Source organism: Burkholderia sp. Ac-20379 (genome assembly GCF_017104645.1).
GTDB lineage: Bacteria > Pseudomonadota > Gammaproteobacteria > Burkholderiales > Burkholderiaceae > Burkholderia.
The window spans coordinates 22,383-39,620 of record NZ_JAAGPF010000002.1 but is presented as its reverse complement, the minus strand read 5'-3'; the positions used below and the strand labels follow the sequence as shown (position 1 = coordinate 39,620).

Sequence of the window (17,238 nt, the reverse complement as noted above, 5' to 3'; positions counted from 1 at the left end):
GAACGGCGACGCGGTGGAGAACCGCACCGGGACGCGCGCCTCGCATGCCGCTGGCGGCACCGGGGACGGCATTGTACCGAACAATTGGGGAGACAAGCACCGCCGCCGGTCGTGCAACCGGCGGCGGCCGGGACAGCGCCTTCGATCAGTTCCCTTCGAGGAACGACTTCAGCTTGTCCGAGCGGCTCGGGTGACGCAGCTTGCGCAGCGCCTTGGCCTCGATCTGACGGATCCGCTCACGCGTGACATCGAACTGCTTGCCGACTTCTTCCAGCGTGTGATCGGTGCTCATCTCGATACCGAAACGCATGCGCAGCACCTTCGCTTCGCGCGGCGTCAGCGAGTCGAGCACGTCCTTCACGACGTCGCGCATGCTGGCGTGCAGCGCGGCATCGGCCGGAGCCACCGTGTTCGAATCCTCGATGAAATCGCCCAGATGGGAATCGTCGTCGTCACCGATCGGCGTTTCCATCGAGATCGGCTCCTTCGCGATCTTCATGATCTTGCGGATCTTGTCTTCCGGCATTTCCATCTTCTCGGCCAGCGTTGCCGGATCCGGCTCGAGGCCGGTTTCCTGCAGGATCTGACGCGAGATGCGGTTCATCTTGTTGATCGTTTCGATCATGTGAACCGGGATCCGGATCGTACGTGCCTGGTCCGCGATCGAACGCGTGATGGCCTGACGGATCCACCACGTCGCATAGGTCGAGAACTTGTAGCCGCGACGGTATTCGAACTTATCCACCGCCTTCATCAGGCCGATGTTGCCTTCCTGGATCAGGTCGAGGAACTGCAGGCCGCGGTTCGTGTACTTCTTGGCGATCGAGATCACGAGACGCAGGTTGGCCTCGGTCATTTCACGCTTGGCCTGACGCGCCTTCAGTTCGCCGGCCGCCATCTGGCGGTTGGTTTCCTTCAGATCCTTCAGCGGCAGCACGACGCGCGCCTGCAGATCGAGCAGACGTTGCTGCTGCTCGTGGATCGCCGGCACGTTGCGTTCGAGGATCGCGCTGTACGAATGGCTTTCGCCCGCGACCTTCTCGGCCCACGTGAGATCCGTTTCGCTGCCCGGGAAGCGCGTGATGAATTCCGAACGCGGCATGCCGCACTTGTCGACCACGATGTGCAGGATCTGACGCTCGACCTGACGCACTTCGTCGACCTGCGCACGCAGCGTGTCGCACAGACGCTCGACGGTACGCGCCGTGAAGCGGATCGACATCAGTTCGTTCTGGATCGTTTCCTGCGCCTTCAGGTAGGCCTTCGACTTGTAGCCTTCCTTCTCGAACGCGCGGCGCATCTTGTCGAACCATTCGCTGATGAGGGCGAACTTCTCGAGCGAGGTGCGCTTCAGAGCTTCGAGCTGCGCCGCGTTGGCCGTAGCCTGCGCCGCGCCGTCGTCGTCCTCTTCTTCCTCGTTCTCGTCGGCTTCCTCTTCCTCGGCGTCCGCAGCTTCGGCTTCTTCCGCTTCCTTCGCGTTGAAGCCGTCGGAATCCTCGGCGTTCGGATCGTTCAGGCCGTCGACCAGTTCGTCGACGCGGATTTCCTCGTTCGCCACGCGCTCGGCCATCGCGAGGATGTCGGCGATCGTGGTCGGGCACGCGGAGATGGCCATCACCATGTGGCGCAGGCCGTCTTCGATGCGCTTCGCGATTTCGATTTCGCCTTCGCGCGTCAGCAGCTCGACCGTGCCCATTTCACGCATGTACATCCGGACCGGATCGGTCGTGCGACCGAATTCCGAATCGACGGTGGACAGCGCGACTTCGGCCTCTTCCTCGACTTCGTCGTCCGACGAAGCCGCCGGCGCGTTGTCGTTCAGCAGCAGCGTTTCGGCATCGGGCGCCTGCTCGTAGACAGCCACGCCCATGTCGTTGAACGTGCCGATGATCCCTTCCAGGGCTTCCGTTTCCGTGAAGTTGTCCGGCAGGTGATCGTTGATTTCGGCGTAGGTCAGGAAGCCACGTTCCTTGCCAAGCTTGATCAGCGCGCGCAGCTTGACGCGTCGTTCCTCGAGCTCCTCGGCGGTGCCGGGCTGGCTCGTGGCGAACGCTTCCTTCAGCAGCAGCTTTTCTTTCGCGCGGCGATCGCGCGCCTTGGTCTTCTCCTTACCCGTTGCAGCGGTCGGCTGCTCGTCGCTCTGCGTTGCGTCGTCATCGACGGATACTTCGTTCAACTTTTTCGTCATGGAGTTCGCCGTACCGGCTAAATCGACTCGCGGCTGCTGGACAACAGCCTCTTGAACCGTGGATGCATGAGTAGTGCGCACTGCCGTTTCGTCCGCGGCGGCAGCCGCTGCCCTTGCGCTATTCGCACTCGCCCGTCTCGCCGACGGCGTGGGCGCCGTACGCGATTCGGATTTCGCGACGGCTCTTGATGCGCGAACCGTCGGTGCCGGCGCAGCCTTCGCAGTGCCGGCAGCGGTGCGTTTTCCGCCAGTGGGCGATGCGCCGGCAGACACCCGGGCGGAAGATACAGTCCTGGCTTTCGTGACCTTGTTGGTCGGCTCGTCGGAGCCCGTGCCCACTGCTCTTTTCCCGCCTGTTGTCTTTGCCATTGCGAATTTCGCCTCTGTGCTTAGAAAACAAACCGCTGAAAACCTTGTATTATAGCACGTCGGGGAAAGCCTCCAGCCGCCCCCATTGTTCCTCGTTTACAGCCCGAGTTTTGCCTTCATTTCCGTGCGTGCCCGGTTGAGGGCCATCAGCTCGCTCAACTCCTCCGGGGAATGCTTGGATTGCCGCGACAACTGGTTCATCCGGTCGTTGCAGGCGTCATAGCGCATCTTGAGCACCGCCGCCTTGAATTCCGCGCCGGCGATCCGCTCGCGTTCCTGCATCGCTTCCTGTCCCGCCTCGTCCTCCGGGCTCTGCATCAGCAGGTCGCGGACGTTTTCATCATAGTCGAGAATTTCGCGGAAAATTTCGTCGTACGTTTCCGCGTTGGTCGAATTGCGCAGAACGTCGGACAACATCCGGAATTCGGCCGTATCGCCCAATTCGCGCGCGATCGTGAAGATCTCGTCGAACAGTTCCCCATTTCTCGGCAAACCGCGCAGCGTGTCGATCTCTTCGGCATCGAGCAACGCGACGATGCGCGGATGCATGACCAGATTGCGCAACGCACGCTTCTCGTTGTCGGTCACGCGGCGGCGATCGGCGCGCGCGGGCGCCTCGCGCACCGGCGCGGCAATCCGGGCATCGACGTCGCTGAGCCCCGCCACTTCCTCGAACGGAATCTTCAGCCGGTCGGCGAACATGTGCATGATCTGCGCACGTAACGCGTTGGCCGGCAGCGCCTGCAACAGCGGCTTGGCCTCGAACAGCGCCTTCGCGCGACCTTCCGGCTGATCCAGCTCCTTGCCCGAGATCGATTCGTTCAGTAGGAACTGCGACAGCGGCATCGCGCGCTTCACCTGATCGGAAAACGCATCGGCGCCGAATTCGCGCACGTAGCTGTCCGGATCGTGCTCGGCCGGCAGGAACAGGAAGCGGATCGTGCGATTGTCGGCCGCGTGCGGCAGGCAGGCCTCCAGCGCGCGACGCGCGGCGCGGCGGCCGGCCGAATCGCCGTCGAAGCTGAACACCACGGTATCGGTTTGCCGCAACAGCTTCTGCACGTGAACCGGCGTACAGGCCGTGCCGAGCGTGGCCACCGCGTTCGGAAAACCGAGCTGGGCCAGCGCCACCACGTCCATGTAGCCTTCCACCACCAGCGCGTACTTGTGCTCGCGAATCGCCAGGCGCGCCTCGAACAGCCCGTACAACTCGCTACCCTTGTTGAATAGCGGCGTTTCCGGAGAATTCAAGTACTTCGGCTCGCCCGAATCGAGCACGCGACCGCCGAAGCCGATCACGTTGCCCTTCACGTTGCGGATCGGGAACATGATCCGCTCCCGGAACCGGTCGTAGCGGCGCGCCGTGCCGTTCGCATCGGTTTTCTCGCTGACGATCACGAGCCCGGCGTCGACCAGCGTATCGGCCCGGTAATCCTCGTAGGCTGATTCCAGGTTCTGCCAGCCGTCGGGCGCGTAACCGAGCCCGAAGCGCATCGCGATCTCGCCGGTCAGCCCGCGCCGCTTCAGGTACTCGATCGCGTTGGGCGCGCCGCGCAACTGCTTGCGGTAATACTCGTTGGCCGTCTGCATGACGTCGGTCAGCGCCGTGGTGACCGACTTCGACGCGGGCGGCAAGCCGCCGCCCTCGCCCGAGTAGCTGCCGCCACCGCCACCGCCGCCGCCGCGCAGCGGCGACGGCTCGTGCGGCACCGTCATCCCGACCGACTGCGCCAGATCCTGCACCGCCTCGGGAAAACTCAGCCCGGCGTGCTCCATCAGGAAGCCGATCGCGGTGCCGTGCGCGCCGCACCCGAAGCAGTGATAGAACTGCTTGGTCGGGCTGACCGTGAACGACGGGCTCTTTTCGTTGTGAAACGGGCAGAGCCCCATGAAATTGGCGCCGCCCTTCTTCAACTGGACGAAGCGGCCCACCACGTCGACGATATCGACGCGGTTCAGCAGATCCTGCAGGAACGAACTCGGAATCACGTAATGGCGGCCCGGGCGGCGTGGAGCGATGGACGGCCGGCGCGCAGCGGCGCCGGCCGCCGGCTTACTTCGTGAGCGCGGCCTTGACCAGCGCAGACACGGCGGTCATGTCGGCCTTGCCGGCCAGCTTGCTCTTCAGCACGGCCATCACCTTGCCCATGTCCTGCGGGCCGCTCGCGCCGGCCGCCACCACGGCTTCCTGCACGGCGTCGGCCACTTCGGCTTCCGACAGTTGCGCCGGCATGTAGGCGACCAGCACGTCGACTTCGGCCTGCTCCTGCGCGACCAGATCGTCGCGGCCGGCGGCCTGGAACTGCGAGATCGAATCCTTGCGCTGCTTGAGCATCTTGTCGACGACGCCGACGACGGCCGCGTCGTCGAGCGTGATGCGCTCGTCGACTTCGCGCTGCTTGATCGCGGAAAGCAGCAGGCGGATCGTGCCGAGCCGCGCCGTATCCTTCGCGCGCATCGCGGCCTTCATGTCTTCGCTGATCTGGTCTTTCAAACTCATTGCTTCACCCGGAAAGAAAAAAACGTCGGATGCCCGGAAGCCGGACATCAATACAAAAACCCGCTTGAGGGCTTGCTCAAGCGGGTTTGCTCGAATCCGGCATCGACAGCCCGCTGGATGGGACCACCGCTGCGCCGCCCGACAAACCTTGCGGCGCCTCGAAAGAGGGTTGAAACAGGTAACGTGCGCTCAGTAGAGCTTCTTCGGCAGCGTCTGACCGCGAATGCGCTTGTAGTGGCGCTTCACCGCGGCGGCCTTCTTGCGCTTGCGCTCGGCCGTCGGCTTCTCGTAGAACTCGCGCGCCCGAAGTTCGGTCAGCAGACCGTTCTTCTCGATCGTCCGCTTGAAGCGGCGCATGGCAACTTCGAAAGGCTCGTTTTCTTTTAAGCGAATGATCGTCATGACCCGTCACTGAAAAATAAAAACCGCGGAGAAAGGGTTCCGAGTATAGCAGACAGGCTGCACAAACGCACTACCGAGTCAAGCACTTCCGGTCAGGTCGGCCGCGGCCTGCCCGGCGGCCACGCCCGAGGCCCACGCCCACTGGAAGTTGTAGCCGCCGAGCCAGCCCGTCACGTCGACCGATTCGCCGACGAAATAGAGGCCCGGCACGCGCGCGCTCATCATCGTCGACGAGGACAATTCGCGCGTGTCGACGCCGCCCTTGGTGACCTCGGCCTTCTTGTAGCCCTCGGTGCCGTCGGGCACCAGGCTCCAGCGCGACAGCGCGCCGCCCACCTGGCGCAGCGCCTTGTCGGGCAGATCGGCGAGCCGCGCGTCGTGGGCCAGCTTCTGTCCGTCGAGCCAGACCTGGGCGAGCCGCGACGGCACCCATTCCGACAACAGCGGGCCGATCTGGCGCTTCGAACCCGATTTGGCGGCCAGCAGCGCCTCGGTGGCGTCCTCGCGCGGCAGCAGGTCGAGGTGGATCGGCTCGCCCGGCTTCCAGTAGCTCGAAATCTGCAGGATGCCCGGCCCGGACAGCCCGCGATGCGTGAGCAGCAGATCCTCGACGAATTCGCCGCCGTCCTTCTTGCCGCCGGTCGAGACACGCACCTCGAGCGACACGCCCGACAGCGCCGAGAACGGCGCCCAGTCGGCCGCGGCGAACGTCAGCGGCACCAGCGCCGGGCGCGTGTCGATCAGCTTGTGGCCGAACTGCTTGGCGAGCCGGTAGGCGAAATCGGTGGCGCCGATCTTCGGGATCGACAGGCCGCCGGTGGCAATGATCAGCGCCTTCGCGCCGATCGCCCCGGCGCTCGTGTCGAGCGTGAAGCCGGCGCCATCGGCATGCCGCACCGCCTCGACCGACACCGGCCGCCGCCAGGCGATGCGCCCCGCGTCGCACTCGGCCTTCAGCACGTCGATGATGCCTTCGCTCTGCTGGTCGCAGAACAACTGGCCCTTGTGCTTCTCGTGCCAACTGATGCGGTGGCGGCGCAGCAGGTCGAGGAAATCGCGCGGCGTATAACGCGCCAGCGCCGACCGGCAAAAACGCGGGTTCTGCGACAGATAATTGTCCGGCCCCGCCTGCAGATTCGTGAAGTTGCAGCGCCCGCCGCCCGAGATGCGGATCTTCTCGGCCAGCCGCGGCGCGTGGTCGATCAGCACGACGCGGCGCCCAAGCTGCCCGGCGACGGCCGCGCTCATCATGCCGGCCGCGCCCGCGCCGATCACGGCGATATCGAAATTTTCCATGGCGCGGATTGTAACCGCGGATTGGCGCGGCATCGGCGGCGCTGGCCGTCAGGCCGAGGGGCGGCCCCGCTGGTATACTGCCCGGTTGCCATTGTTTACCCGGCCGCACGGCCGCCCCACCGAACCATGCTTGTCCTCGGCATCGAAAGTTCGTGCGACGAAACCGGCCTCGCGCTCTACGATACGCAGCGCGGCCTCGTCTCCCACGCGCTCCACTCGCAGATCGCGATGCACCGCGAATACGGCGGCGTCGTGCCCGAACTCGCCTCGCGCGACCACATCCGCCGCGCGCTGCCGCTGCTCGAGCAGGTATTCGCCGAGGGCGGCGTCGAGCGCGAGCAGATCGACGCGATCGCCTTCACGCAAGGCCCGGGCCTCGCCGGCGCGCTGCTGGTGGGCGCGAGCATCGCCAACGCGCTCGCGATGGCGTGGGACAAGCCCACCGTCGGCATTCATCATCTCGAAGGGCACCTGCTGTCGCCGCTGCTGGTCGACGAACCGCCGCCGTTCCCGTTCGTCGCGCTGCTGGTGTCGGGCGGCCACACGCAGTTGATGCGCGTGACCGACGTGGGCGTGTACGAAACGCTTGGCGAAACGCTCGACGATGCGGCCGGCGAAGCGTTCGACAAAACGGCCAAGCTGATCGGCCTGGGCTATCCGGGCGGCCCGGAAGTGTCGAAGCTGGCCGAGCTCGGCACGCCGGGCGCGGTGGCGCTGCCGCGGCCGATGCTGCACTCGGGCGATCTCGATTTCAGCTTCAGCGGCCTGAAAACGGCGGTGCTCACGCAGATGAAGAAGATCCAGGCCAGCGGCGCGACGGGCGAAGCGCTCGACGCGGCCAAGGCCGATCTGGCGCGCGGCTTCGTCGATGCGGCGGTCGACGTGCTGGTGGCGAAATCGCTCGCGGCGCTCAAGCAGACCCGACTCAAGCGGCTCGTGGTGGCGGGCGGCGTGGGCGCGAACCGGCAACTGCGCGCGGCGCTGTCGGCCGCCGCGAAGAAGCGCGGCTTCCACGTGCACTACCCTGACCTCGCGCTCTGCACCGACAACGGCGCGATGATCGCGCTGGCCGGCGCGCTGCGCCTCGAGCGCTGGCCCGATCAGGCCAATCGCGATTACGCGTTCACCGTCAAGCCGCGCTGGGATCTGACCTCGCTCGCACGCTGAACCCGGCCGGCCTCGCTCGCCGGCCTCAAAGAAAAACCCCGCGTCGCCATTCGCGACGCGGGGTTTTTTATCGGCCCGACGCGGACGCCGGAAGCACGGCTCAGGCCGCGCGCTTGTCGCGCTCGATCAGCGCGTAGGCGCTGTGATTGTGGATCGATTCGAAGTTCTCGGCTTCCAGCACGTAGGCGACGATCCGCGCATCGGCGTCGAGCCGCTGCGCCACGTCGCGCACGAGATCCTCGACGAATTTCGGGTTCTCGTAGGCGCGCTCGGTCACGAACTTCTCGTCGGGTCGCTTGAGCAGGCCCCACAGTTCGCACGACGCCTCTTCCTCGGCGATCCGGATCAGTTCCTCGACCGGCACGTCGCCGTTCAGTTCGGCGTCGATCGTCACGTGCGAGCGCTGGTTGTGCGCGCCGTATTGCGAGATCTTCTTCGAGCACGGGCACAGGCTCGTGACCGGCACCAGCACTTTCAGGAACAGCCGCGTCGCGCCGTTGCGCACGTCGCCGGCCAGCGTGACCTGATAGTCGAGCAGGCTCTTCACGCCCGACACCGGCGCGGTCTTGTTGACGAAATACGGGAACGACACTTCGATGCGGCCGGCTTCGGCCTCGAGCTTGTCGAGCATCGACGCGAGCAGGCCGCGGAACGTGTCGACCGTCAGCGGCTCGCGGTTGTCTTCGAGCAGCGCGACGAAGCGCGACATGTGCGTGCCCTTCTGCTCGGCGGGCAGATGCACGTCGAGGTTCCACGTACCGACCGTCGGCTGGATCTCGCCGGCCGCGGTGCGCACGGTCAGCGGATGCCGGACCGCCCGCACGCCGACGCGCTGGATCGGGATCTGACGCGTGTCGACCGTGCTCTGCACGTCGGGCATCACGAAGCCGGGGTTCATCTGGTTCATCTTGTTCGGTCCTTGTCATCGCGCGACGCGCCGCTGCCGGCGCGCGCGCCACCGCTCGAAAGCGGGTGCCCGGAAAAGCAACATGGGCCCGCAGGCCCATGTTTTCCGTTCCGGATAGTCGGGAAAGCCGCCCGATTGCAACCGGGCGGCACGCGGCGTCCGGTCAGGCCACGCGCTTCGCCTGATCGGCGACGCTGTCGGCCTGGCTCAGGAAACGCTCGCGGATCGACTTCGCGATGCCGGCGGCATCGAGGCCGCACTGCGACAGCAGCTTGGCCGGATCGCCGTGATCGATGAAGCGATCGGGGAGGCCCAATTGTAGTACGGGCCGGATAACCCCACTTTCCATCAGGGATTCGACGCAGGCCGAACCGGCGCCGCCTTGCAGGCAGCCCTCTTCGACCGTGACCAGATAGTCGTGCGTCTGCGCGAGTTCGCGGATCAGATCGGCATCGATCGGCTTCACGAAGCGCATGTTCGCCACGGTGGCGTCGAGCTCCTCGGCGGCGGCCAGCGACGGTGCGACCATCGTGCCGAACGCGAGGATCGCGACGCGCTTGCCTTCCGGCTGAGCCGAACGGCGGCGCACTTCGCCCTTGCCGACCGGAATCGCCGTCATCGCCTTGACGGTGGGCACGCCGCCGCCCGCGCCGCGCGGATAGCGCACGGCCGTCGGGTTCGGCTGCTGCACGGCCGTGTAGAGCATCTGGCGGCATTCGTCTTCGTCGGACGCGGCCATCACCGTCATGTTCGGGATGCAGCGCATGAAGGCCAGATCGTAGGCGCCCGCGTGCGTCGCGCCGTCGGCGCCGACCAGGCCCGAACGGTCGATCGCGAACACCACCGGCAGGTTCTGCAGCGCGACGTCGTGGATCAGTTGATCGTAGGCGCGTTGCAGGAACGTCGAGTAGATCGCGACGACCGGCTTCAGCCCTTCGGTGGCCATGCCGCCCGCGAACGTCACGGCGTGCTGCTCGGCGATGCCGACGTCGTAGTAGCGATCCGGGAAGCGCTTCTCGAATTCGACCATGCCCGAACCTTCGCGCATCGCCGGCGTGATGCCGACCACGCGCGCGTCGAGTTCGGCCATGTCGCACAGCCACTCGCCGAACACTTGCGTGTAGGTTTTCTTGGCGGGCGTCGTGGCCGGCTTGATGCCCTCGGCCGGATTGAACTTGCCCGGGCCGTGGTAGAGCACCGGATCGGCTTCGGCGAGCTTGTAGCCCTGGCCTTTCTTGGTGACCACGTGCAGGAATTGCGGACCGCGCAGTTCCTTGATGTTCTGCAGCGTCGGGATCAGCGAATCGAGATCGTGACCGTCGATCGGGCCGATGTAGTTGAAGCCGAATTCCTCGAACAGCGTGGCCGGCACGACCATGCCCTTCGCGTGCTCTTCGAGCTTGCGCGCCAGTTCGAGCACCGGCGGCGCGACGCTCAGCACCTTCTCGACGCCGGCGCGGGCGGCCGCGTAGAAGCGGCCCGACATCAGGCGTGCGAGGTGGCGATTCAGCGCGCCGACCGGCGGCGAGATCGACATGTCGTTGTCGTTGAGGATCACGAGCAGCTTCGCATCTTCCGACACGCCGGCGTTGTTCATCGCCTCGAACGCCATGCCGGCCGTCATCGCGCCGTCGCCGATCACGGCGATCGAGAAGCGGTCGTCGCCATTGAGCTGGCTGCCGATCGCCATGCCGAGCGCGGCCGAGATCGAGGTGCTCGAGTGCGCCGTACCGAACGTGTCGTAGTTCGACTCCGAGCGGCGCGGGAAGCCCGAGATGCCGTCCTGCTGACGCAGCGTCGCCATCTGGTCGCGGCGGCCGGTCAGGATCTTGTGCGGATACGTCTGATGGCCGACGTCCCACACGATGCGGTCGTTCGGCGTATTGAAGACGTAGTGCAGCGCGATCGTCAGCTCGACCGTGCCGAGGTTGGACGACAAGTGGCCGCCCGTCTTCGACACGCTGTCGATCACGAACGAGCGCAGCTCATCGGCGAGCGGATGCAGTTGGCGACGATCGAGGCGGCGCAGATCCGCCGGGTCGTCGATGGTTTTCAGCAAGTCGTACATCGTCGTTCCATTGTAGGAAATCAAACGCGCCCGCACTCTTTGTGCACGCTCCTGGCAACCGGAGCGCGGCGGCGGGCTTTCGCGTCAGCTGACCCGGTTCACTACCAGGTCGGCGAGTTCGGCAAGGCGCTGCGCGCGCGCGCCGAACGGTTGCAGCGCCGCGTGCGCATCCGCACGCAGTTGCGCGGCCAGTTCGCGCGACGCATCGAGACCGATGATCGACACGTACGTGGGCTTGTTGGCCTCCGCATCCTTGCCCGCCGTCTTGCCGAGCGTTGCGGAATCGGCCGTCACATCGAGAATGTCGTCCACCACCTGGAACGCGAGGCCGATCGCGTCGGCATACACGTCGAGCGCACGCATCGCGTCGTCCGACGGCGTTTCGCCGGCCAGCGCGCCCATCCGCACCGCGGCGCGCAGCAGCGCACCGGTTTTCTTGCGGTGCATGGTTTCGAGCTGTTCGCGCGTCAGCATCAGGCCCACGCTGTCGAGGTCGATCGCCTGGCCGCCGGCCATGCCCACCGAGCCGCTCGCCAGCGCGAGTTCGCGCACCAGCGCCGCCTGCTGCGCAGGCGTCAGCGCGGCGGCGTCGGTCAGCGCGACGAACGCTTGCGATTGCAGCGCGTCGCCGACCAGCAGCGCGGTCGGTTCGTCGTACTGGACGTGCACCGTGGGCTTGCCGCGACGCAATGCGTCGTCGTCCATGCAGGGCATGTCGTCATGCACCAGCGAATAGACGTGGATCATCTCCAGCGCGGCCGACGCGGCATTGCGCGCGGCCTCCGTGGCGCCCGTCAATTCGCCGGCGGCATGGCACAACAGCGGGCGAACCCGCTTGCCGCCGCCCAACACCGCATAGCGCATTGCTTCGTGCAGCTTGCCGGGAACCACCGTCTCGGCCGGCAGATAGTGGCCGAGTGCGTCTTCGACGCGCGCCAGCACCGCGCGCATCCATTGTTCGAATGTCATAGATCGTCGTCTTCGCCGCCCGTGGCGGCCGCTCCGGTGGAGTGCGGTTTCAGCGTGGCCCCGTCGAGCACCCGCACCTGCTGCTCCACCTTATCGAGTTGCTGTTGGCAAAACGCAACAAGAACCGCACCGCGCCGATAGGCTGCCAGCGAGTCCTCGAGGCTCAACGTTCCGCCCTCCATCCTTGCGACCAGCGTCTCAAGCTCCTCGAGCGCCGTTTCGTAGGAAGCCGGCGGCGATTCGGAGCCGGCGCCCGACGCCGCAGCGCCCGGAGTTGCGTTTTTCGCCATGGAACGAGGTGAAATTTAAAAACAAGTCGGACATTCTACGGCAAAAGCGGATTCGAGCGCCTGTTGACGTGACGCCCCCGCCCCCGCAGGCGGTCTCGAGCCCATCGCAACCACCCCGAGGCCGGGCCGAATGTCACGTGAACATCACGCGAATGTCACGAAGCGTACATAAAAATTTTACACAAATCAGGCACTTATCCTCCCCCGCCGCTACAATTTCAGGTATAGTTAACGGTTCCCCTAAATCGATTTTTCGATGGTTGGGTTGTTCACTGCTTTCACGCTTTCCGGGAGTGGGAATGTCCAATCTGAGCGACGCTCTGCAATTGAAGTCGGCATCGAGCCAACTTCCTGTCACCGCTTACTTCGATGAAGCGCTTCTCGCGCGCGAAATCGAAACCCTGTTCAAGAAAGGTCCTCGTTACGTCGGGCACGAGTTGATGGTGCCCGAGGCCGGGGATTATTTCGCCCTGCCTTCCGAGAAGGAAGGCCGCGTGCTCGTGCGCAATCAGGAATCGCGCATCGAGTTACTGTCGAACGTCTGCCGCCACCGGCAGGCGATCATGCTGAACGGCCGCGGCCACACGAACAACATCGTGTGTCCGCTGCACCGCTGGACCTACGATCTCGACGGGCAACTGCTCGGGGCGCCGCATTTCCCCGACAAGCCCTGCCTGAACCTCGACAAGGCGCCGCTGCAGAATTGGCAGGGCCTGCTGTTCGAGGCCGAAGGCCGCAACGTCGCGCAGGATCTCGCGAATCTCGGCACGCGCCATCACTTCAACTTTTCGGACTACCTGTTCGATCACGTCGAAGTGCACGAGTGCGATTACAACTGGAAGACGTTCATCGAGGTCTACCTCGAGGATTACCACGTCGTCCCGTTCCATCCGGGCCTCGGCAGCTTCGTGTCCTGCGACGATCTCAAGTGGGAGTTCGGCGACTGGTACAGCGTGCAGACGGTCGGCGTGCACAACGCGCTCGCCAAACCGGGCAGCCCCACGTACCAGAAATGGCACGAACAGGTGCTGCGCTTCCGCGACGGCGTGCCGCCCGAATTCGGCGCGATCTGGATGGTCTATTACCCCGGCCTGATGATCGAGTGGTATCCGCACGTGCTCGTGGTGTCGTGGCTGATTCCGCGCGGCCCGCAGAAAACCACCAACATCGTCGAGTTCTATTACCCCGAGGAAATCGCGCTGTTCGAACGCGAATTCGTCGAGGCCGAACGCGCCGCCTACATGGAAACGGCTGTCGAGGACGACGAAATCGCCCTTCGCATGGACGCCGGCCGGCGCGCACTGATGGAACGCGGCGAATCGCAAGTCGGGCCGTATCAAAGCCCGATGGAAGACGGCATGCAGCACTTCCACGAATTCCTGCGCCGCAAGCTCGGCAGCATCTGATGCTGGCCGGCGCCTGCCGGCGGCACGACAAAAAGACGGGCTGCGGCCCGTCTTTTTTTGTTTAGACTGGATGGATTCGGCCGTTTTCCCAGCAGGAGCCACCATGCCCCACACTCATTACACGACGCTCATCTCGGCCGGCAACCTCGCCGAACGCCTGGCTGCCGCGCCGGACAGCGTCCTCGTGTTCGATTGCCGTTTCGACCTCGCCGCGCCCGACGCCGGCGCGCAAGCCTATGCGGCCGGCCATCTGCCGGGCGCCGTCTACCTGCATCTCGATCGCGACCTGTCCGGCCCCAAGAGCGGCGCCAACGGCCGTCATCCGCTGCCGGCGCGCGACACGCTCGTCGCCGCGCTGGCCGAAAAAGGCCTGCGCGCGAACCAGCAAGTAGTGGCCTACGACGCCCAGGGCGGCATGTACGCCGCGCGTCTGTGGTGGCTGCTGCGCTGGCTCGGCCACGATTCGGTGGCTGTGCTCGACGGCGGCCTGGCCGCCTGGCAAGCCGCCGGCCAGCCGCTGACGCCCGACGTACCCGCGCCGAAACCCGGCGATTTCCGTGCGCTGCCGCCGCTCGCAACCGTGGTGGACGCCGCCGCCGTGACGGCGAATCTCGCGTCGAAATCGCGTCTGGTGGTCGATGCTCGCTCGCCCGACCGCTATCGCGGCGAGAACGAGACGCTCGACCCGGTCGGCGGCCATATCCCCGGCGCGGCCAACCGTTTCTTCAAGGACAACCTGAACGCGGAAGGCCGCTTCAAGAGCGGCCATGAACTGCGCGAGGAATGGACGGGCGTGATCGGCGAACTGCCGGCCAACAACGTGATCCTGCAATGCGGCTCGGGCGTGACCGCCTGCCACAATGCGCTCGCGATGGAGATCGCGGGGCTCCACAACCCGCTGCTGTACGCGGGCTCGTGGAGCGAATGGTGCGCGGATCCGTCGCGGCCGGTGGCGACCGGCCCGAATCCCTGACCCGCGCGAACGGCGTTACAGCACGCCGTATTTGCGGAACCACGCGAGCGCGCGTTTCCAGCCGTCGTCGGCATCGGGCTTGATGTAGCTCGGCCGGTAGTCGGCGAAAAACGCGTGCCCCGCGTCCGGATAGGCGAGGATTTCCGATTCGCGCGCGACCTTGTCGGGGCTGGCCAGCAGCTTGCCGCGCATTTCCGACAGCGTCGCCTGCGGAATGCTGTCGTCCTTCGCGCCGTACAGGCCCAGCACGGGTGCCTTCAGCTCGGCCACGTGATCGATCGGGTTCGACGGCGTCATCTCGTTGCGCTCGCCCACCACCTTGCCGTACCACGCCACCGCCGCGCGCACGTGCGGATTGTGCTCGGCGAACAGCCAGGCCTGGCGGCCGCCCCAGCAGAAGCCCGTCACGCCCAGGCGCGTCAGATCCCCGCCGTTCTTGCCCGCCCACATGACCGTCGCGTCGAGATCCTCGCTGACCTGGCGGTCCGGCACCTTGCTGACGACCGCGGCGTACAGCTCGTTGATCGTCGGGTACTTCGACGGATCGCCCTGGCGCGAATAGAGGTTCGGCGCGATCGCCAGATAGCCGAGCTTGGCGAAGCGCCGGCACACGTCGGCGATATGCGCATGCACGCCGAACACTTCATGGATCACGATGATCACCGGCAGGTTGCTCTTGCCGTCCGGTTGCGCGCGGTAGGCCGGCACGCTGGCGTCGCCCGAGCGGATCTCGACCGTGTCGCAATCGAGGCCGGTGCTGTCGGTCGTGATCGTCTGCGCGGAAACGGGCAGCACGGCGGCGGCGAACGAACCGCCGAGCGCCTGCACGAAGCGGCGGCGATTGAACGGGACGTGCGGGACGAGGCTGTCCACTTCGGGTTTCAACATGCAAGGCTCCTTGAGATTCGGCACGGCGACGCCAAGGCACAGGCGACGCCGGAAAGACGGACGGCGGGTGCGAACGCCGCGCGGCAACGGGCTGAAGAACCGGTGCGAGCACCGGCCCGGGGCGCGGGATCCACCAACGCCAACGATCCGGAACCCGCACACGATGCCGAAACTTACACGTTGCCGTCAACTGTTTCGCGCATCGCCCCGGCGGCTCGCCGCGATCGGCGGCTCGATGTCAGCCGCGCGTCAGGCTGCGGTCATGCCCGCGCCACGTTCACCGCATCTGTCGCATCGCCGCTGCGACGCCGCCTCGTCACGCCCTCAATGCAGCTTCACGCGCGGCAGCGTCGAACGCCGCAGCCAGTGCGCCACGGTGTCGAGCATCATGCGCGGATAGCCATGCAGCGCGGCGATATGCAGGCGGTACAGCGACATGTACATGAAGCGCGCGAACAGCCCCTCGATCAGCATGTTGCGGCCGATCAGCCCGCCCATCAGGTTGCCGACCGCACTGAAATGCCCGAGCGACACGAGCGAGCCGAAATCGCGATAGGCGAACGACGGCAGCGGCCGGCCGTCGAGCCGGCAAGCCAGCGCACGCATCAGGAAACTGGCCTGCTGATGCGCGGCCTGGGCGCGCGGCGGCACGTTGCGATCGGTGCCGGCCCACGCGCAGGCGGCGCAATCGCCGAGCGCGAAGATGTCGTCGTCGAGCGTGGTCTGCAGCGTCGGGCGCACGGCAAGCTGGCCGAGCCGGCTCACCGCCAGGCCGTCGAGTTGCGACAGCACGGCCGGCGCCTTGATGCCGGCGGCCCACACCGTCAGGTCGGCCCGCACGGCCGCGCCGCTCGCGGTATGCACCACACCGGGCGCCACCTCGGTCACGCGCTCGCCCAGCATGAGCCGCACGCCGAGCTTGTCGAGCAGTTCGGTTGTCGCCGTCGAGACGCGCTCGGGCAAGGCCGGCAGAATGCGCGGCCCCGATTCGATCAAGACGATGCCCACGTCGTGCTTCGGATCGAGCTTGTGTAGCCCGTAGGCCGACAGCACCTGCGCGGTATTGCGCAATTCGGCCGACAGCTCCACGCCGGTCGCGCCGGCGCCGACGATCGCCACCTGGATCGGCGGCTCGTTCGATGCGGTGGCCGCGGGCGGACGATGCTCGGCGCGGATGCAGGCGGCGATCAGGCGCTTGCGGAAACGCTCGGCCTCGCCCACCGTATCGAGCGCGATCGCATGCTGCTGCGCGCCCTCGGTGCCGAAGAAGTGCGTGGTGCTGCCGATCGCGATCACGAGCGTGTCGTAGCCGAGCGTACGCTCGGGCATCAGTTCGAGGCCATCGCTGTCGAGCACCGGCGCGACCACCAGGCGTTTCGCGCCGCGGTCGACCGAGGTCAGCGCGCCCTGCTGGAATTCGAAACCGTGCCAGCGCGCCTGCGCCGCATATTCGAGCTCCTGCGTGAACGGATCCATGCTGCCGGCCGCCACTTCGTGCAGCAGCGGCTTCCAGATGTGGGTGGGATAACGGTCGACCAGCGTGACGAGTGCACGGGCTTCGCGCTGGCCGCGCGCGCCGTAGCGATCGCCGAGCCGGGTCGCGAGTTCGAGCCCGCCGGCGCCGCCGCCTACGATGATGAAACGATGCATTCGATCCCCCGCGTTGATTTCAGGAGTGCATACGATTTGGCGTACGGCGATATCGAAATGAAACCGGCCAACGACCTCGCCGCCGCCGCATGCTTTCGCATCATGCCCGATATCGCGGGCGGCTGCGCACGAGCCGCCAAGGTCGATGCGCGGCGCGGGGAACGC

14 protein-coding genes are annotated in these 17,238 nt (G+C 66.0%); 3 read left to right on the top strand and 11 right to left on the bottom strand.

Annotated elements, in window-relative coordinates:
* Nucleotides 1-145: 145 nt before the first annotated feature.
* From rpoD to G3N92_RS00405, 5 genes are all read right to left on the bottom strand, one after another.
* Nucleotides 146-2,557, bottom strand: coding sequence for an RNA polymerase sigma factor RpoD (gene rpoD / locus G3N92_RS00425; protein WP_206125467.1), 2,412 nt, complete (start codon nucleotides 2,555-2,557; stop codon nucleotides 146-148).
* Between the two features lie 96 nt (nucleotides 2,558-2,653).
* Entirely contained in the window at nucleotides 2,654-4,546 is a 1,893-nt protein-coding gene (gene dnaG / locus G3N92_RS00420) for a DNA primase (RefSeq protein WP_206125466.1), read from the bottom strand.
* A gap of 64 nt (nucleotides 4,547-4,610) precedes the next feature.
* Complete coding sequence (locus G3N92_RS00415; protein ID WP_206125465.1) at nucleotides 4,611-5,057, bottom strand: GatB/YqeY domain-containing protein; 447 nt, start codon at nucleotides 5,055-5,057, stop codon at nucleotides 4,611-4,613.
* Between the two features lie 189 nt (nucleotides 5,058-5,246).
* Nucleotides 5,247-5,459, bottom strand: coding sequence for a 30S ribosomal protein S21 (gene rpsU / locus G3N92_RS00410; protein ID WP_206125464.1), 213 nt, complete (start codon nucleotides 5,457-5,459; stop codon nucleotides 5,247-5,249).
* Nucleotides 5,460-5,537: 78 nt separating this feature from the next.
* Nucleotides 5,538-6,788, bottom strand: a complete 1,251-nt coding sequence (locus G3N92_RS00405) for an NAD(P)/FAD-dependent oxidoreductase (protein ID WP_277396123.1) — start codon at nucleotides 6,786-6,788, stop codon at nucleotides 5,538-5,540.
* A 93-nt stretch (nucleotides 6,789-6,881) separates the two neighbouring features.
* Here G3N92_RS00405 and tsaD point away from each other — a divergent pair, with 93 nt between their 5' ends.
* Nucleotides 6,882-7,922, top strand: coding sequence for a tRNA (adenosine(37)-N6)-threonylcarbamoyltransferase complex transferase subunit TsaD (tsaD, locus tag G3N92_RS00400; RefSeq protein ID WP_206125462.1), 1,041 nt, complete (start codon nucleotides 6,882-6,884; stop codon nucleotides 7,920-7,922).
* 100 nt (nucleotides 7,923-8,022) lie between these two features.
* Here tsaD and folE2 read toward each other — a convergent pair whose 3' ends face one another.
* The 4 genes from folE2 to G3N92_RS00380 all read right to left on the bottom strand — a co-directional run bounded on the left by folE2 (nucleotide 8,023) and on the right by G3N92_RS00380 (nucleotide 12,156).
* Nucleotides 8,023-8,829: a GTP cyclohydrolase FolE2 gene (gene folE2 / locus G3N92_RS00395; RefSeq protein WP_206125461.1), complete on the bottom strand. Its 807-nt coding sequence runs from the start codon at nucleotides 8,827-8,829 to the stop codon at nucleotides 8,023-8,025.
* Nucleotides 8,830-8,992: 163 nt separating this feature from the next.
* Nucleotides 8,993-10,897, bottom strand: a complete 1,905-nt coding sequence (gene dxs / locus G3N92_RS00390) for a 1-deoxy-D-xylulose-5-phosphate synthase (protein ID WP_206125460.1) — start codon at nucleotides 10,895-10,897, stop codon at nucleotides 8,993-8,995.
* A gap of 84 nt (nucleotides 10,898-10,981) precedes the next feature.
* Nucleotides 10,982-11,866: a farnesyl diphosphate synthase gene (locus G3N92_RS00385; RefSeq protein ID WP_206125459.1), complete on the bottom strand. Its 885-nt coding sequence runs from the start codon at nucleotides 11,864-11,866 to the stop codon at nucleotides 10,982-10,984.
* Nucleotides 11,863-12,156, bottom strand: a complete 294-nt coding sequence (locus tag G3N92_RS00380; protein WP_206125458.1) for an exodeoxyribonuclease VII small subunit — start codon at nucleotides 12,154-12,156, stop codon at nucleotides 11,863-11,865. Before G3N92_RS00380 ends, G3N92_RS00385 begins: the two co-directional genes overlap by 4 nt.
* Before the next feature lie 299 nt (nucleotides 12,157-12,455).
* On the opposite strand from G3N92_RS00380, the gene G3N92_RS00375 reads away from it, so the two are divergent.
* Nucleotides 12,456-13,562 (top strand): aromatic ring-hydroxylating dioxygenase subunit alpha, encoded by a 1,107-nt coding sequence (locus G3N92_RS00375; protein WP_206125457.1) that lies wholly within the window; start codon nucleotides 12,456-12,458, stop codon nucleotides 13,560-13,562.
* 103 nt (nucleotides 13,563-13,665) lie between these two features.
* Nucleotides 13,666-14,535, top strand: a complete 870-nt coding sequence (locus tag G3N92_RS00370; protein WP_206125456.1) for a sulfurtransferase — start codon at nucleotides 13,666-13,668, stop codon at nucleotides 14,533-14,535.
* A 15-nt stretch (nucleotides 14,536-14,550) separates the two neighbouring features.
* Here the strand turns inward: G3N92_RS00370 and G3N92_RS00365 are convergent, their stop codons facing one another.
* The gene (locus G3N92_RS00365) at nucleotides 14,551-15,423 is read right to left on the bottom strand and encodes a dienelactone hydrolase family protein (RefSeq protein WP_206125455.1); all 873 of its coding nucleotides are present in this window, start codon (nucleotides 15,421-15,423) and stop codon (nucleotides 14,551-14,553) included.
* Nucleotides 15,424-15,747: 324 nt separating this feature from the next.
* Nucleotides 15,748-17,073 carry an NAD(P)/FAD-dependent oxidoreductase gene (locus G3N92_RS00360; RefSeq protein ID WP_206125454.1) on the bottom strand — a complete coding sequence of 442 codons (1,326 nt, stop codon included), beginning with the start codon at nucleotides 17,071-17,073 and terminating at the stop codon, nucleotides 15,748-15,750.
* Nucleotides 17,074-17,238: the final 165 nt, after the last annotated feature.

What these genes read in the sequence shown, in the direction of transcription:
- rpsU (WP_206125464.1), bottom strand. Translation starts at nt 5,459, where the DNA reads ATGACGATCATTCGCTTAAAAGAAAACGAGCCTTTCGAAGTTGCCATG.
- G3N92_RS00370 (WP_206125456.1), top strand. Translation starts at nt 13,666, where the DNA reads ATGCCCCACACTCATTACACGACGCTCATCTCGGCCGGCAACCTCGCC.
- G3N92_RS00375 (WP_206125457.1), top strand. Translation starts at nt 12,456, where the DNA reads ATGTCCAATCTGAGCGACGCTCTGCAATTGAAGTCGGCATCGAGCCAA.
- dxs (WP_206125460.1), bottom strand. Translation starts at nt 10,897, where the DNA reads ATGTACGACTTGCTGAAAACCATCGACGACCCGGCGGATCTGCGCCGC.
- G3N92_RS00405 (WP_277396123.1), bottom strand. Translation starts at nt 6,788, where the DNA reads ATGCCGCGCCAATCCGCGGTTACAATCCGCGCCATGGAAAATTTCGAT.
- G3N92_RS00360 (WP_206125454.1), bottom strand. Translation starts at nt 17,073, where the DNA reads ATGCATCGTTTCATCATCGTAGGCGGCGGCGCCGGCGGGCTCGAACTC.
- rpoD (WP_206125467.1), bottom strand. Translation starts at nt 2,557, where the DNA reads ATGGCAAAGACAACAGGCGGGAAAAGAGCAGTGGGCACGGGCTCCGAC.
- folE2 (WP_206125461.1), bottom strand. Translation starts at nt 8,829, where the DNA reads ATGAACCAGATGAACCCCGGCTTCGTGATGCCCGACGTGCAGAGCACG.
- G3N92_RS00415 (WP_206125465.1), bottom strand. Translation starts at nt 5,057, where the DNA reads ATGAGTTTGAAAGACCAGATCAGCGAAGACATGAAGGCCGCGATGCGC.
- G3N92_RS00385 (WP_206125459.1), bottom strand. Translation starts at nt 11,866, where the DNA reads ATGACATTCGAACAATGGATGCGCGCGGTGCTGGCGCGCGTCGAAGAC.
- G3N92_RS00380 (WP_206125458.1), bottom strand. Translation starts at nt 12,156, where the DNA reads ATGGCGAAAAACGCAACTCCGGGCGCTGCGGCGTCGGGCGCCGGCTCC.
- G3N92_RS00365 (WP_206125455.1), bottom strand. Translation starts at nt 15,423, where the DNA reads ATGTTGAAACCCGAAGTGGACAGCCTCGTCCCGCACGTCCCGTTCAAT.
- tsaD (WP_206125462.1), top strand. Translation starts at nt 6,882, where the DNA reads ATGCTTGTCCTCGGCATCGAAAGTTCGTGCGACGAAACCGGCCTCGCG.